Annotated in this window: 16 protein-coding genes; 3 read left to right on the top strand and 13 right to left on the bottom strand. The window is 60.7% G+C overall.

The features are described from left to right. Positions 1-232: 232 nt before the first annotated feature. From JO015_18435 to JO015_18425, 3 genes are all read right to left on the bottom strand, one after another. On the bottom strand, positions 233-445 hold the full coding sequence (locus JO015_18435; GenBank protein MBW0001076.1) for a hypothetical protein: 213 nt from the start codon (positions 443-445) through the stop codon (positions 233-235). 472 nt (positions 446-917) lie between these two features. Further along, positions 918-2,117, bottom strand: coding sequence for a multidrug effflux MFS transporter (locus tag JO015_18430; GenBank protein MBW0001075.1), 1,200 nt, complete (start codon positions 2,115-2,117; stop codon positions 918-920). A gap of 203 nt (positions 2,118-2,320) precedes the next feature. Beyond that, positions 2,321-3,370: a hypothetical protein gene (locus tag JO015_18425; GenBank protein ID MBW0001074.1), complete on the bottom strand. Its 1,050-nt coding sequence runs from the start codon at positions 3,368-3,370 to the stop codon at positions 2,321-2,323. 374 nt (positions 3,371-3,744) lie between these two features. Here JO015_18425 and JO015_18420 point away from each other — a divergent pair, with 374 nt between their 5' ends. Beyond that, the gene (locus tag JO015_18420; GenBank protein ID MBW0001073.1) at positions 3,745-4,389 is read left to right on the top strand and encodes a DNA-3-methyladenine glycosylase 2 family protein; all 645 of its coding nucleotides are present in this window, start codon (positions 3,745-3,747) and stop codon (positions 4,387-4,389) included. 478 nt (positions 4,390-4,867) lie between these two features. Here JO015_18420 and JO015_18415 read toward each other — a convergent pair whose 3' ends face one another. Together JO015_18415 and JO015_18410 are read right to left on the bottom strand one after the other, a co-directional pair. Then, on the bottom strand, positions 4,868-5,116 hold the full coding sequence (locus JO015_18415; GenBank protein ID MBW0001072.1) for a hypothetical protein: 249 nt from the start codon (positions 5,114-5,116) through the stop codon (positions 4,868-4,870). A 117-nt stretch (positions 5,117-5,233) separates the two neighbouring features. Further along, the gene (locus tag JO015_18410) at positions 5,234-6,295 is read right to left on the bottom strand and encodes a bile acid:sodium symporter (GenBank protein ID MBW0001071.1); all 1,062 of its coding nucleotides are present in this window, start codon (positions 6,293-6,295) and stop codon (positions 5,234-5,236) included. A 382-nt stretch (positions 6,296-6,677) separates the two neighbouring features. On the opposite strand from JO015_18410, the gene JO015_18405 reads away from it, so the two are divergent. Both JO015_18405 and JO015_18400 read left to right on the top strand, forming a co-directional pair. After that, on the top strand, positions 6,678-7,148 hold the full coding sequence (locus JO015_18405) for an NADAR family protein (protein ID MBW0001070.1): 471 nt from the start codon (positions 6,678-6,680) through the stop codon (positions 7,146-7,148). Positions 7,149-7,438: 290 nt separating this feature from the next. Continuing rightward, positions 7,439-8,713 (top strand): MFS transporter, encoded by a 1,275-nt coding sequence (locus JO015_18400; protein MBW0001069.1) that lies wholly within the window; start codon positions 7,439-7,441, stop codon positions 8,711-8,713. A 76-nt stretch (positions 8,714-8,789) separates the two neighbouring features. On the opposite strand, the gene JO015_18395 is transcribed toward JO015_18400, so the two are convergent. From JO015_18395 to JO015_18360, 8 genes are all read right to left on the bottom strand, one after another. Beyond that, positions 8,790-9,311 (bottom strand): hypothetical protein, encoded by a 522-nt coding sequence (locus JO015_18395; GenBank protein ID MBW0001068.1) that lies wholly within the window; start codon positions 9,309-9,311, stop codon positions 8,790-8,792. A 443-nt stretch (positions 9,312-9,754) separates the two neighbouring features. Then, complete coding sequence (locus tag JO015_18390; GenBank protein MBW0001067.1) at positions 9,755-10,264, bottom strand: hypothetical protein; 510 nt, start codon at positions 10,262-10,264, stop codon at positions 9,755-9,757. Positions 10,265-10,448: 184 nt separating this feature from the next. After that, positions 10,449-11,177 carry a hypothetical protein gene (locus tag JO015_18385; protein ID MBW0001066.1) on the bottom strand — a complete coding sequence of 243 codons (729 nt, stop codon included), beginning with the start codon at positions 11,175-11,177 and terminating at the stop codon, positions 10,449-10,451. A 69-nt stretch (positions 11,178-11,246) separates the two neighbouring features. Continuing rightward, positions 11,247-12,125 (bottom strand): ATPase, encoded by an 879-nt coding sequence (locus tag JO015_18380; GenBank protein MBW0001065.1) that lies wholly within the window; start codon positions 12,123-12,125, stop codon positions 11,247-11,249. Positions 12,126-12,136: 11 nt separating this feature from the next. Next, positions 12,137-12,496, bottom strand: coding sequence for a hypothetical protein (locus tag JO015_18375; protein ID MBW0001064.1), 360 nt, complete (start codon positions 12,494-12,496; stop codon positions 12,137-12,139). Between the two features lie 224 nt (positions 12,497-12,720). Then, entirely contained in the window at positions 12,721-13,491 is a 771-nt protein-coding gene (locus JO015_18370; GenBank protein ID MBW0001063.1) for an MBL fold metallo-hydrolase, read from the bottom strand. 90 nt (positions 13,492-13,581) lie between these two features. Further along, positions 13,582-14,454 carry a metallophosphoesterase family protein gene (locus tag JO015_18365; protein ID MBW0001062.1) on the bottom strand — a complete coding sequence of 291 codons (873 nt, stop codon included), beginning with the start codon at positions 14,452-14,454 and terminating at the stop codon, positions 13,582-13,584. A gap of 15 nt (positions 14,455-14,469) precedes the next feature. Next, on the bottom strand, positions 14,470-15,576 hold the full coding sequence (locus JO015_18360; GenBank protein ID MBW0001061.1) for a polysaccharide deacetylase family protein: 1,107 nt from the start codon (positions 15,574-15,576) through the stop codon (positions 14,470-14,472). Positions 15,577-15,597 lie beyond the last annotated feature (21 nt).

Below are 15,597 nucleotides of genomic sequence, written 5' to 3'. Positions count from 1 at the left end.
CAGCCTTCTGATCCGAAGTCAGATGCTCTATCCGATTGAGCTACGGGTGCAACCAGGCAGGAACGAGAGAATGCCATAAGGCGGCAATTTGCCAAGCGCAATGCAGCGTCCCTCCCCCAAACCAAGCCGCCCCGGGTACTATCGGGTAACCAAAAACAACAGCAAAATGCCCCGGTCAAACCGGGGCATTCGTGAGGCTTCCACTGTCAAATCCGGACTCGACCAGAACTCCTTAATCCCAGTCGTGGTGATGATGGCGCCAGTAACGGTGTTCACGCCAATGCCGTTCACGCCAGTACCGGCGCCGCTCCCAGTCATGGTGATGGTAATGCCGGTGAACGATAACCGGCCCCGGCCCGACTTCGACCACCTGCGCCTTACCCGTCGAGGACAGAGAAACAGGAAGCGCGACCGCAGTTAACGCGAAAAGTAATGTTCGCCTCATAGATTTAGTAGAGATCGACGGTACAAGGATGGCCTTTATTCGCCAGGCACACCGCTTGTGATTCCTTAAGCTTTGATAAGGGTTCACCATTAGATTTCAGATCTCAGCCCGGGTGTGCCTCCCGAAATGCGCACCCGCTAGACCGGCCGGAGCGCGGGGCGGCGCGCAGGTTCAAAGTGACTCTACGGCTGGGTATGCCCGTCAGTCGCGGGGATAAGGTTCCGGTAGAGTTCTTTTGTCCTGGGGAACAAGCCGGACTTCAGGACGCCGGGTTCAGGCCCAGCAAGCTGACCGCGAAGCCGGCGACGTTGCGGCATCCTTCGGTCTGCAGAGCACTCTAACGCCGATAAATTCCCCCCTTCTCTTGTTGCGGCGCGGGTCCGTGGGCAATATCCCGGCCGCCAGCGGAGCCGTTCCTGCGTAACGCCCAGGAGCAAGCTCCGGTTCGGCGCCCGCCGGCGCGGATGTCAGATCAAAGCGGCGGTTCGACTTCCAGGTCGAGCGCCTGATCACCGGCCTTTGCCCCCTGGATTTCAGGCGCGGCTTTGGCGGCGTAAAACCACCAGCCGATCAGGGCGACCGCGCTGAGGCCTGTCATCCCGAGCGCCAGCCGTGAGGCGCGGCTCGAGAGGAAGGGCGACAGCGCGCCTGCGATGAGGGCGTTGGCCGTAAGGCTGCAGAACGCCTGGACGGAAGACGCGGCCCCCCGTTGCGCCGGAAAACAATCGAGGGCCAGCAACGTTAGGGACGGCAGCGAGACAGAGACTCCGAACGCCTGCAGGGCCATCGGCAACACCGACCAAGGCAGGACGGGCACCGGGAAAATTGCGCAACAGAGGAGGTTGAGGCCGCAAGCTGACGCGATGCACAGGAAGCCGAGGTTGATGGCCTGCCAGGCGGAGAACCGCCCGGCGAGTCTGCCGGAAACCCATGCGCCTCCGGTAAGACCGGTAATCAGGGGCACAAAAAGCCAGGGAAATCCGGTGGGGCCGAGCCGGAGCAAACCAAGCACGAAAGCCGGCGCCGAGGCGATGTAAAGGAACAAGGCCCCGAAGTTCATGGCCGCGGTAAGGGCCAAGGCGCAAAAGCGCGGCTCCAACCCGATGCGCCGGTAGGTCTGAAGCAGGGTTTCAGGGGCAAACGGGTGGCGCTGCGAGATCGGATGGGATTCGCGCAACCACCAGGCGCTCACCAGGGCAAGCAAGGTGGCGAAAATGGCCAAGGACCAGAAGATGCCGCGCCACCCTCCCGCCCGGAGCAGAAACGCGCCGGCGACGGGCGCGATCGCCGGTGCGATCCCAAAAATCATCGTTATCTGGGACATCAACCGCTGAGCGTCCGCGCCGTGAAGGAGATCGCGGATGATGGCGCGGCCAACCACCATGCCTGCACCGGCACTCAGCCCCTGCAACGCCCGGCACACCAGGAGCATCGGCAGGGACACGCTCAAGGCGGCGGCAGCGGAACTGACGGCGTACAAAAAGGTTCCTGCCAGGATGACGGGCTTGCGGCCCTGCGCGTCAGACCAAGGGCCCAGAAATAGGCTCATGACGGCATAGGAAATCAGGTAAACGCTTACGGTCTGCTGCATTGCCACCGGGTCCGCCCCAAATTCACGCCCGATCGGGGGAAAAGCCGGAAAGATGGTGTCGATCGAGAAGGGCCCGAGCATCGACAGGGCGGCCAGGAAGATGGCGAGAACCGTGGGCTGCACGGGCGGCTTGGCCGCGTCAGGGTCGATCGTCACCCGCCAGCATGCCGGTGGCGGACTGAGGTGTCCACCCTATTTGAGTGGCGAGTGTCGGGTGTCGGGTGCCGGGTGCCGGGTGTCGGGTGTCGGGTAACGAGTAACGAGTAGCGGGGGGGCGGGTGCGACTAACGCAACACTTCCATGGCGCGCTGAGCGGCGGCGGTACGATTTTCCACGTAGAGCTTGGCCAGGATGTTTTCCATGTGCTTGCAGGCGGTGCGCTCCTGGATGTCGAGGATGCTGGCGATGGCGGCGTTGCTCTTTCCCTGCGCCACCCAGAGCAGGACTTCAGCTTCGCGCCGGGTAAGACCGAGGGTCTCCAGGGGACGTGCATCCCAGCTCTGCACGGATTCGCTGAGAAAGACCCGATGCTCGTCGGTGCGCAGCGCCGGCAGCGGGTGCACCACCAACCGCTTGGCGCCGCGCTGAATGGAAAACTCGGCCGGCACGGCCAGAGAAGGAACGGGCTTTTGCGCCAAAGGGGCACGAATGGCGCGCAGGAACTCCTGGAGCTTGCCCGGCGCACCGGCAAGCACTTCTTCCCCAAAATATTCGCGCAACCAGGCCAAGGCCCGGCGGGTGGCGAAACGAATCCGGAATTTCGAGTCAACGATAAGGTAGCCCCGGCCGCTGTCTTCGCTGGCCTCGTTGAAGTGCGTCAGCAGCTTGTTGAGCCGGTACGCCTGCACCAGGTGCGGGCGAAGAAGGTTGAGCATCGCGCGGTCCCTCTCGGAAAAGTCGCCTTGGGACCGGCTAAGGGTAATGACCAGGTTCGGCAGCTCGCAAAGATCAATGTAGGCAAGCTCGTAGTCCTGTTGCTCGGGCCGGAAAATCGCATCGTACAGGTCAGTCCGGCGCCATTCGGTCAGGGTGACAAAATCGGAGATCTTCACGGCTGCCTGGGTGCCCGTGGCCCGGACGGCCCGCAGCGACGGGTGTTGATGAAGGTAGCGGTTAAAGATCTCGAGTTTGATCTCGTCCATGCAGGCCGGACAGGTCGCCATGCGCTGCGTCTGCGCACCAACCTGTTCGCTGTAGGAGCAATAGTCGCAGGCGATAAACCTGCGCAGAAGGCGGAACAAACGTTCCGGAAATTCCGCTGCGCTCACCGGTGAGTACAAGTCATGCAGCGATTCTGATAAACGGTCGAGGTCTTGGAGTTGCGACGGCCTCATGGTCATGCAGAACGCGAAGTTCTCGTGGCGATGGTGATGGTGATAGTAATTAGTGAGGCGATCAGGCGCTCAGGCAGTCAGGCATGGACAATCGGGTAATCAGGCGACGCGGCGAACGTCCCCCGCCAAACGGGCAGTGCTTACCTCCGATGAACAGGCCGATAAACTTCATCCGCCTGCACACGGCACGACATCAGAAAGCGGGAGGTAGAACAATAATGCTTTTGGGTGAGACGAAGGAAATCGGGAGGAGTTGCACCAGCACCATAAATTTTATAGATTGAGTTGTTGCAAATCAATTCTGCGATTTGAGGATTGGTTTTTTGCGCGGACGCAGCGGCACGGGTATCCGGCCGGGTTTATGATGATAAAAAATGACTCCTGACGCCCTGCGACACCTTTCAAGCCAGTGCAGCACCATGGATCGCCTGATCCGCGAACACGGCGACTGCAGGCTCGTGGCCGACCCGCGCCGTTCACCCTTCGAATCGCTGGTGCGCGCCGTCGCTCATCAGCAATTGAACGGTACGGCGGCCGAGAGCATCCTGGGCCGGTTCCGAGCGCTTTTTCCGGGAAAGCGTTTTCCGGGTCCGGCGGACCTTGCCGCGATTTCCGATGAGGCGCTGCGTGGGGCCGGCTTTTCCCGGGCGAAGATCGCCGCGTTGCGAGATATCGCCGAAAAGACCGTTGCCGGCGTCGTCCCGAGTTCTCGTGCGATCGCGCGAATGACGGACGACGAGATCATCGCGCGCCTCACGCAGGTACGCGGGGTGGGCCGGTGGACGGTCGAGATGATGCTGATTTTTAAACTTGGCCGCGCCGATGTATGGCCCGTGGACGACTTCGGGGTACGCAACGGTTACCGGATCGCGTACGATTTGCCGGCACTGCCTTCCGCAAAAGAGTTGCATCTGCTGGGGGAACGCTGGCGCCCGCATCGCACGACGGCTGCATGGTACCTCTGGCGCGCCGCGGATGCCGCGCGGAAAACGAAAGCTGTTCGCGGGATAAATGCGTAGTATCGGGGGCCGGCTGGCAGCCCTAAATCCTATTGATAAGGTAGGACAATTCCCGAGGAAAGAGGTAGTTCTCCGGGCATTCTGGAAGGTGAACCGGTTAGGTACAACCGGCCTGGGATGCTGAGAGGACGAGAGAAAGCGGGTTTTCGAGAAACCGGCGGGATCTACTCTCAATTACCTTTATCTTTATCGATGGCTCCTAACACCTATGCACCGGCGGCCGTCCTTACACCCGTTTTCGAGTTGGTTGAGCGGCTCGTTGCGCGGGTGAACCGATTTTAGCGCCGAAGAAGCGGCAGGACTCAGCCCAGGGTTTATATCCCTGGGAAGCGGTCCTCTTCCTCGTCGGAGGTCTGAAGGGCCGGCAGGGAAGGTGTCGCTCGTATTTGCTGCCGCCCCTTCAGCAAATCCAACCAAGCCTCTTCCAGGCGCTCTTGCCGCGGCGGTAAATTCAGAACTTTTTCTGGGCCCGCTCCGCTCAGACGTTATCTGCATCGGGCGAAGCCGGCGAGAAGTCCGGCACAGTGGGAGCCGCGTCGTTATCGGGTGGATCCCCTGGTTCCACGGCCACGGCGGGCGCCAAGGCGTTAAAGGTCTCAAAGGTATCAGAAACAGCCGGGTCCGGCGCTGGTTGCGGGTCAGGAACCCTGGAAAACTGCGTCCAGATGCCAACTGCGATGATCCCCAGGGCGGGCAATGCGGTCCTGATAGTTTCCGACAGGACCATGCGTGATTTCTTTTTGGTTCCCTGCATTTTACGAAAGACTTTCCCGTGTCCTACACCAAGCTTGACAGCATGGCGCCGTTTCGCAAGTAGGTTCGCAAGTTCCCCGACGCCGGGCAATTATCGGGGCGCCGTCTGTCCGGCCCAACGATTTGCCAGGATACCGTTCACCAGAAGCTGGAACGGGTGATAAAACATGATCGGCAAAAGGATCAGGCTCAGGTCGGCGCGAGTCCCGAAGATGAGGATCGCCAGCGGCACTCCCATGGCGAGCGTTTTTTTCACGGAACAGAAGTAAGCCGCGATGAAATCCTCACGATTGAGTTTCAGCCAGTGACTCGCCAACTGGACCAAACAGGAAATGGTAACGTAGAGCGCGATGATCATGGCCAGGACGCCGAGCGTCAGCCCGTAGCCGAACTTTTGCCAGATCCGGTTTTGGACGGAGTCGGAGAACGCGCTGTAGACGATAAACAGGATCACGGCATTGCTGATCCAGTTAACCCAACGCTTGTTCGCGTCGACAAATTGCCAGACGAAGGGGCGCACCAGCATGCCGATGGTGAAGGGCACCAGGGTAAGCAGGAGGATTTGGCCCAGCAAGGCGCCGAAGTGCCCATGCTGACCGGTGGTGGACATCAGGAACTGCACGCAGACCGGGGTCAGGACGACGCCGATGATGTTTGAAAAGGCTGCACTGAAGATCGCACCGGCCACGTTACCTCCCGCTACGGCGGTCAGCACAACCGAGGTCGACACGGTCGAGGGCAGCACGCAAAGGTAGAGCATACCCGCGCGGATCGGGGGCGGTTCATCGGGCCACATCCGAGGTATGACGGCGGCGAAGGCCAGACCGACCAGCGGGAACACGATGAATGTGAAGGTTTGAATGGTCGCATGCAGCCGCCAGTTGCCGGCGCCGGTGCGCATCTTGTTTAGGGGAATCGAGAGCCCTTGCAGGAACAGGATCAGCGCGATGCCCGAATCACCGACAAGTTCCGGGTGCAATACCCCGTTCCGGGCGCCCCCCTGCGGAAAGACGAATCCAAGGACGACGGCTACGCCCAACCCAAGCAGGAAGCCGTTTCCTCTAAACCAGCCGGTTGAGCCGCTTGGCTTCGGCAGAATGGCGGCTTTGGTGGACGGACTCTGAACGGCAGGACCGCGCGCAACGTTTTTCATGTCACTTTGTTTACGGGGCTGCAAGACTGGACAGATTGGCTGCCCGGCATTATAATGGGGTTACGTTGTAAGCGATTCAAATCGTTCAAGCGTGCGGCTTCTGGGCTCCGGCCGGAAGCGCGGTCGCATAAGGCCGCGCAGGTTTTCGGGGGAGCCAAGAGGGATGCGGCATGGAACCTGTTTCGAAATCTATTTAAGGCGGCGGTTCTGTTCTCTTTGCTCAAGGCGAATGGAACGTTTGCCGTGCGCTTCCGCGGACGTCCGGATCAATCTGAAGACGGCGTTAAGTTTCTGGCAATGTGCAAAGAGGCTTAATTCTTCCGCGATTGCGTCGCTGGTTTCATGGGTACTGCGGTCCCGAACCACCTGATCAACCTTTAAAATGCAACGAATCTTTTTCCGGAACGACCTCGCGTGTCCTCACGGCATGCTTTGTAATGCGTCCGATCACCCGATCGAACTGGATGACCGTCGTTGGCCGACCGTAGAACATTATTATCAGGCTCAGAAGTTCCTTGAGTTTGATCTCCAGGAGATCATCCGGCGTGCCGTCACGGCCCGGCGGGCGGTTGAGCTGGGGCGAAACCCTTGCTTGCCGTTGCGTGCGGACTGGCACGACGTGAGGGAGGCCATCATGTACCGGGCGCTGCGGGCCAAATTCACCCAGCATCCGCACCTGGCCGGCCAGTTGATCCTGACGGGCGATGCCCAGCTTATCAACGATTCGCCGGACGACGCCCAATGGGGGGCCGGTCCCGACCGGTCCGGACGAAATCGCCTTGGGATACTGCTGATGCGGCTAAGGGCCGAACTCGCGGCGCCCCGCAAACCCGCCGTCCGGGCGGCAGCCTAGTAAAATGCCACAAATGGCACAAGCGGAAAAATGCCACAAATAGAGGATGTCGGGTGGCGCGTTTCCGGATCTTTCTTTTGGTCGCGCTGCTGTATGCGGCGCGACGGGCGAGATCCTTGTTGGTCGCCTTTAGGGGCAGGCCCGGTACCGGCGTCAGGTTGTCATATCCGGACATGAAAAACAGAATATCCGCACATTGAACCTTTTAACTCACAAGATGACAGGGATTTCCGGGCGAGCCAGCGTTGAGCGGCCGTTTCAAGCTCCAAACCAGGAGGGTGCCGCGCAAGGTGAGACTGCTTGAAGCTCCCGTTGCGCCTTCCCTCCCCCCGCCACGCCCGCCGTTTTACCTGAACCGCGCTTTCGGTTGTTTCTGGTTAGGTCAAACGGTTTCCACATTAGGCTCACAGGTTACCGCTTTCGCCATCCCGCTGCTTGCAGCGATGACGCTGCATGCGAACCCTGCGCAGATGGGCTTACTTCGGGCCGCGGAGTTTGCCCCCTTCCTGATTTTCACGCTGCCGGCCGGCGTCTGGGCCGATTTCGGCATCCGCCGGCTGCTGATGATTTCCACGAACGTCGTACAAAGCGCCGTGCTTACCTTGGTACCAATCGCGGCGCTGGCGGGTTTTTTGCGTTTGGAAGCCTTGTATTTCCTGATGTTTGCGATGGGATCGCTCAAGACCATCTTTGAGATGTCCTACCAGACGTACGTTCCGGAGATCGTGAACCGGGACCAATTAGTCGGCGCGAACGCAAAGATCATGTTGTCATATTCGCTCGGCCAATCGGCCGGGCCGGGTTTTGCCGGTGTACTGGTTGAGATCCTGGGCGCACCGGCCGCCGTTCTCATCGACTCATTCACCTACCTATTATGCGCATTCAGCATCCTTCAGATTGATCACCGTGAGGAGAAGCGGTTCACTCCTCATCACCTGATGATCAGCCAGATCGTGGAAGGATTCCGCTTCGTGACCAAACAGACTCACATTCGCGCCTTACTCTGGCTTCTGAGTCTTCAAAATTTCTTTATGAATGCGGTCATGGCAGTGCTCGTGCTTTTTGTAACTCGCGAGTTAGGCATCCGCCCCGGGCTGTTCGGCGTCATTGTCAGTCTGGGAGGATTGGGCGCGATCACCGGAGCATTGGCCGCACAACGAGTCGGGCCTATCATCGGCCCGGGTCCGCTCGTGATCGTTACCTGCCTGCTCTCATCGTTAGCCGCCTTCTGCTTTCCCGCGGCGCACGACGGAAACCTGCCCGGCATGATTTTGTTAACCGGCGCCTATTTTGTGCTGAGTGTAGCCGGATCGGCCATTACCGTCTACGCCTGGACGATCCGCCAGACGCTGACGCCAAAGCGAATGCTCGGCAAAATGAATGGCGCATTTCGATTTTGCGTGACCGGCGTGATGCCATTCGGCGCTTTGTTTGGGGGGTGGCTGGGAGGCTGCATAGGTATTCGCACCACCTTGGTGCTGGTGGCTTGCGGCTGGGCGGCTGGTTGTCTCCTGGCATGCTTCTCGCCGCTGAGAGGCCTGCGGACGCTCGTCTCGGCGGACTGATCGCTCCCTGGCTTGCGAAGCGGCGGCAGGCGGAACAAAACCGGGCCGGCCCCAAATCGAATCGTCGCCGGCTCAGTCAGTCCGCAGCGCCTTTCCGGTGCCAAATCCGCCGCACGACCGGTTGCGGCGGTTCGCCGGCTACGTCCAGGGTCTCACCGAGGAGCAAGGTGCCGCCCTTATCAGCCAGTTGGCGCGCGACCCGGAGCCTTGCGTCTTTACCGTCCTTGGTTCGAAAGGCGCTGATCGAGATTAACCGGGCGCCGTCAGCGGACCAGAAGGTCCGTTCCGTATAGGGTCCCGTAAGCGATTCCTTCTTCGTCACCGGCCGTCCATCCAGCCAGAATTCTTCCGTTCGCGAAAATGCCGGCGCTCGGGTCAGGATGGTGAGCCGGTCTTTGGTCTGGCGGTAAGTTGCCTCGACTTTCAGGGAGGTGGCCAGTCTCCGCTGGAACCACGATGCGCCCAGGCGCTTGAGAATCGGCTCTGGAGAATCCGAGGCCGTGAGATCGACCACCCAGGTCCCGTTGAAATCGGCCGAGGCCATACCGGCCAGCGTGCAGCCGAACCAAAACGCACAGATCACAAGAAATGAACGCATAAGAGAAAATGCCACAAATGGAGATGGAGAGTGTCGGGTGTCGGGTGTCGGGTCACACGGCGGGCACAGCGGGTTGGGCGGGCACGACGTAAGAGTTCATATGGCGAACACGGCGGGCCACGGCGAACACGGCGGGAAGAGGAAGAGTTCGGAGTTTGGCGTTCGGAGTTCGGAGACGTCCGATAACTGGATCCAATGTTACGGCGAACACGGCGGGAAGACAGGAATCATCCGCAGAACACGCAAAGGCATCCGTACCTTACGCGGTTAGGGTTAGGATGCCTTGAATCTGTGTAATCCGCGTAATCTGTGGATATTTTGTCTCTTTTCTGCGTCCTTCTGCGTGTTCTGCGGATGATTCCTGCCTCCGCCGTGGTTGTCTTGCGGCATAACGGGCCACCGGCGCCGCGATGATCAGCGCCCTGGAACATTGAACTTCGTCGCTAGGACGCAGCCACGTGCGAAGCCCTGGCGCGGAGGTGGCGCAGCGACTCGGAGACGTACCAGGTATCGAGCACCGCTCGACGAAGCCGCCGGCTGGTGTGACGAATCCCCGCATTTTTCAGTTGCAACTCCCGGCTCGCGGCCCGGGCCTTTGCAGCCGATTCCAGGACGGTCGCAAGCCGGGCCTCGAGCGTTTGGCTCCCGGCGGAAACAACCTTTTTCGTTCTTGGCCTGCGTCCACCAGATTTATGGTCTCCGGCCAGCCGGGATCCGGGCCGCCGCTGGCGGGTCCCAGGCTTTGCGAGCGCCCGTGCCTGCGTCGCGCTGATCAACCGTAACTCGCCCGCGTTCGGCATCCGGTGCAGGAGTTCGCAGGCGCGCGCCGTCGCCTGCAACCAACAAAGCCCCGTATCAATGGCAGCCGGATGCTCAATCTCAATCAGACAATGTACCCGCTCAGAATCGTTCGCCGACAACTCGTAGAAGGTTTTGCACGTAACCGTTTCCACGTCTGACCTACGCACCTCAACCCTCCGTTGCGTGCCCTTAACCACGATTCAGGTACTACGGTTCGGGAAAGGCTGAGCCGCTGCATTCCTGATGCGAGACGGGTGGTTTGTTTGAATTTGCCGGCGTCTTCGGTCTGTTGTGCGTCGGGCCGCCATTTTCAGGGATGACGGCTTATGGCTGTGCTCAGGGGCTGATCGTAATCACCCCGGTACCGTTGCTCTCGACGGCGGGATTCACAACTTTGCGATGTTCTCCCGGATTCACAACGATGATCCAGTCCGGCAAACCGCCTTTGGTCCGCGTGAACCGGTCGGCTCGAACCGAGCCCCCATGTGCGTTCAAATCATCGAGCAGCGGTGCAACCGCCCGGTAGCGGTCCCGGACCTGGTGCAGCCGCTGCTTCGCCCAAAGACGTCCGCCCAAAAAGCCGGAGGCGCCGGCTCCCAGCGCTATAATGATCACGAGTACGGCTGCCCAGAATCTTCCTGCCCACCCTGTTTTGCGGTGATGCCCTGCGACGGCCTCCGCAGCGGGCCGCCGGCCACCGGCACCTGGCGCCGCGGGATCCCGGAGAACCCCGGAGGCCGCATTTCCGCTGTGAACGGAGAGTGCCTGGGTCCGAAAATTATGGTCAAGCCGATCAAGCCGATCCGCAACCCTCGCCAAACCCGTGCTCAGTTCCGACAGGCGCGCCGGGGCGGCGCTGCTTTCCTGCAAGGTTTGGGCGCACCGCTCCATAAACAATCCGTTGGCCTCCAACAAAAGCAGAAGGCCCGAGAGGGTGTCGCGCGCCTCGTGCGCCACCTCCAACCCGTGCTCGGCGTAGAAGCGCCAAGCCGCATCCCGCTTCTCGGGCGGCAACGCGGCGATGACGGCCTGCCAGTAGTCCGGTGGAACGACGTCATCAGCCATGGGCAAGAGAGATTAACCGCCGGTTTGGTGCCGGATGCCGCGGCAGAGCGACCGGCGTCATCGTCGGATTTACTCGATGTTTGCGAGGTTAACCCTGGCACCCCGCTTCTGCGGGCGGCTCGCCACGGTGGCAACTTCCTCCGGCTCAGGAGCGGTGATTCGTCCCGCTTCTTCACTCGGCAGGAAGTGTCCGGCAACAAGGTCGTACTGCCGGAACAGTTTCCGGAGCCAGTCTTCCAGAACCATGCGGTGGGTGATGTGCAGGTCGATTTCAGGGTTCTTGAGCGCTTCGGCCGGGCTGACGGCCCTGCCGAGTTTGACCTCTTTCGAGCGAAGGTAAGTGCGCGTGTCCGACAAAAGTGCGGGTAACGTCAGGGTAGCGGCACCCAGCCGCAGCAGTTCGGCTTCGAGCTCCGATCCGTCAAACATCCGGGTCCGGCGCTGCAGGAGGGGATTGCGAACGATGACCCAATCGACCGAACCGCCCAACTCAGCCACGGTACGATCGATGTCGTCCATATCGCTGAGTTCATCGATGGGGAACACGAGCACCGTCAGGCGGCATCCCTCACCGGCGGCCAGTTCCGGGAATCTCAGCATTTTCAACGTTTCCAGGATGAGCGACTGGAGGTGTGCCCGCGGGTCGATGGTGGTCACCCTGGCCTGGGTCCCGGAGCGCAGGATGCGAATGAGATCGGAGTGCGGTTCAGCGGAGAGTTCGACCCGTTTAACCTCTTCAGGAAACGTGTCGCTGAAAGTACGATTGTCCTGGTCCAGATCGAATCCTTGCCATTCGATGCCGCGTGCGCGCATCCATTCGCCGCGCACGATCGCCTCAGTCGATTTGCCGATGTTGCCCCGGACTTGAATCGGCGCCACGATGCGGTGGCGTACGCCGGGGGTGGGCGTTCCATTTTCTTCCTCAGGTTTCTTCTTTTTGGTGCTCATGGAAGTTTAGCTTAGAAATCCTCGCTCAGGTGGTACTTGGGTTTTCGGCGGGGCTTCGACGTTGGCGTTTCAAAGAAAGATCCACCGGACGGTTCATCGCGCTGGACCGGCTCCGGTTCCTCAACTTTGGACCGCGGCGGGGCGGGAACCGGCGTATTGGCGATAAACTCGGGGGAAATGGTGTAGACGGCCCGCTTTCTGGACCGGGCTTTGACGAAGGAAAAGATCCCGTTAGGGCTCACCGCGACACCGTGTTTGTCGTGCAGGATACGGGCAATTTCCTGGTACGAAACCGGGGGTGCCTGACTGCGGAGCCGGTGAATCTCCTGGAGGTACGGGTTGAGCTTCGACTGGTAGGGTTTCCCCGGCATGGGCGCGAGCGTGCCTCGGCGCTGGAGGGATGTCAATGTTTTGCTCTCAGTCGGTTAAGGGTGGGAACCGATGACGCACCTGGGATGTCACGGCTTTATCCCAACTTTATAATACGCGAGTGTACCAGCTTGCAGCCGGCGATTTTCCCCCTGGCGTCCGCGTGCAGGGGAAGGAGGTACACGAAGGGCGGCCCCCGGATCCGGTGTCCGGCCTGGCGCTAACGCTAAAGCCCCAGGCGCAGGCCGTCCTCAGCCACAAGGGTCAACGTGTGCGGGAGCAGATCCCGGGCGCGCGCGACCAATTCGCTACCCCGACCCGCGAGCCGCTCAGCCATGTGAGTGAGGACGAGCCGGTTGATCCGCGGTTTCTGGGCCAGGTATTCCAATAGCCGTTCCGGTTCGAAATGGGCCAGTTCGCAGACCAGAAGCTCGACCGGCTGCGTTAACTGGCTGTCCAGGTCCTCGGGTCCGCCAAGGTCGCCGGAAAAAACGAGATCCACCCCTTGTTCTACGGTGATGCGGAGGCTGAAAGCGTGCAGCGGAAGGGTGCTCTTTTTGCGAAGGTATTCGAGGTGCCGGGTAGGTTTGGGCGTGACCGTTAAACCGAACCCTTCGAAAACCGGTTGCTGCTCCCAAGCCACAAACTGCATCGGAAACGTGGACACGGACGGCCCGGCGTAGGTTGCTTCCAGCCAGTGCCGCAAGGGCTCGATCAGTTCCTCCGGCAGAACCAGCGTCAGCGGTTTGTCGCGTTCCAGGATAATGGCGGTTTGCAGCAGCATCGGTAGCCCGCCGGTATGATCCGCGTGCCCGTGGGTGATGAACACGGCGTCGAGGGTACTCGGGTAAAGGTTGTGCTCGGCGAGCGTGCGGCTGCAGGGTTCGCCCGCGTCCACCAGGACCTGGTGACCACCGGCCGTGAGAAGATAAGAGGCGTGCCCGGTCCGCGGGCATGGATAGCCCGCAGCCGACCCAAGAACGAGAAGCTCTGCCATAGAGTTTTTCTTAAAGGGGCATCATAAATGATTTCCAGAACCGTATGCGGCCGGGGAAATCAGGCTGATTTTGACCCGACATCTCGAAGGTTAGCTTCGTTTCCGGCGCATCTTCAGGTATTCTTCCTCGATTGCCGTCTGGGACATTTCCAGGTAGGCGTCAACGGCCTGAAAGATGGTGAGTCGCCGGTCCCGGAGCAGCGGGCCGAAGAGTTGGTAAAAAGCGGTGAGGTGCGGACGGGCGCTCTCGAGTTCGCGCCGGATGATATGCCCCAGCGGTCCGACGTTGTCGTAAAAGCCGTCTTTACGAAAGAAACCGATCACCTGATCAACCGGGTACGGTACCCGTCGAAGGTCGGCGTGCCATTTGCCGTTACGGAAACAAAGGACACCGTAGGCCGCACGCTGGTCACCATCGAAAGGAAAGCCGACCGAACCGACGTTGAAAACGAGGGTTGAATCCACCCGGCGGATGAGCGGGAAATGGGTGTGGCCGCAGCAAAGGACGGCGGGCGGAGGCTCACCGCACATCTCGCGCGCGGCCCGGTCCGAAGTCGACGGGAAAAAGCCTTCCGCATTGGATCGGGGCGACCCATGGGCGACAACCACCGAGTCACCGTTCGGGCCCTTCAAGGCGAGGGCAATGGGCAGGGCGCGGATCGCGTCCAACCGGCACCGGGTGACGCTCGCGGTCCAGCGGGCCGGGAGCCAGTTATAATGGTCGGCAATATCGAGAACCTCCATGCCGGCGCTCTGATGCAGGACGTAATCCTCGTGATTACCTCTCAACATCGGCCATCCGCGCGAGAATAGCAGCTCCGTGACTTCACGCGGCTGCGGGCCCCGGTTTTGAAAATCGCCGGCCGCAATCACGAGGTCAGGCGCAACGGTGGCAAGGTCGTCCAGCACCGCGAGCAACGCCGGGAGATTTCCGTGGATGTCAGCCAGGACCGCAATCTGCATACGGATCGCCAGGAACTACCCGCGCGAGGCAAGGTGGCGCTCGCGGATGAACTCGAGGGCCTTGCTCAGGCTCATACGGTCCAGGTAGTGCCTCAACATGGGATCGGCGTCCGCCGGCAGCTGCGCCTTCAGGGCATCAATCCGGGCGGATACCGCCTGCAATTTTTCGATTTGCAGTTCCGGCTGCCGGGTTCGCAGGGTCTGGTCGCCGATAACGGCGAGTCTCTCTTCCAGGGCGGCCGCAAGCGCCGCGTAAAAGCTTTGCATACGAGAGTTTGGACCAGCGGCGTTCCGGTTCAAGGGAGGGGCGCGAAAAGAATCAACCTGGACGCTGCCACTCCGCTGATGCCGCGGGACCGGCCTGGTCCGAAGTTGATCCAGAGATGGAAGCACGGTGCGATAGCTCTGTTCCGACAACCAAGCCAGCAATTGGTCCAGAGCGGTCACGGTTTCCCCCACCCCCTCATGGAGCAAAAGGATGGCGCCGGGACGGACTCCGCCGACGAGACGGCGCAGGATCAAGGAGGCGTTTCGATGACGAGTGTCATACGCCCGGAGGGTCCACGCCACCGGGACCAACCCTCGGGCGATCAGGTGCGGATGGAGGAACGGATTTTTCATCCCCACCGGCGCCCGGAACAGCGCCGGACACGGCAGGCCGAGCGTGGCGCAGGCCTCCTCAAAACCGATAAGTTCTTTCTTCAAGGCGGACGGTCCAAGCCCCCAGAAACGGAATTGCGGGTGCGTTTCGGTGTGGTTGCCGATCTGATGGCCCGCCGCCAGGATCCGGTGCACCAGTTCCGGGTGTGCCCGCACCTTCTCGCCGATCAAGAAAAATGTGGCTCGAGCGGAATGCCTGGCTAATACCTTCAACATGTCCGGGGTGGTCGTCGGGTCCGGTCCATCATCGATCGTGATCCAGACTTCGGCACCCCGGGGTCCGAAGTGCGTATAGACCGGACCGAAGCCCTGCCATTTAGGCATCAGGGTGTTCAGGACAAGGACCAGGTGTGAACTGAATTGGAACAGGAGGGCCCACCAGGAGCCCAATCGCAGGCAAAGCAAGGTAATGGGTGGCGCCAGGATGATGTAAAGGAGCGTGATGGTAAGGCGAGTGCGCACGGGTAAAATGCCACAAATGGG

Source organism: Verrucomicrobiota bacterium (assembly GCA_019247695.1).
GTDB lineage: Bacteria > Verrucomicrobiota > Verrucomicrobiia > Chthoniobacterales > JAFAMB01 > JAFBAP01.
Note: the sequence above shows the minus strand (reverse complement) of the source record. Positions and strands in the feature narration are given on the sequence as shown.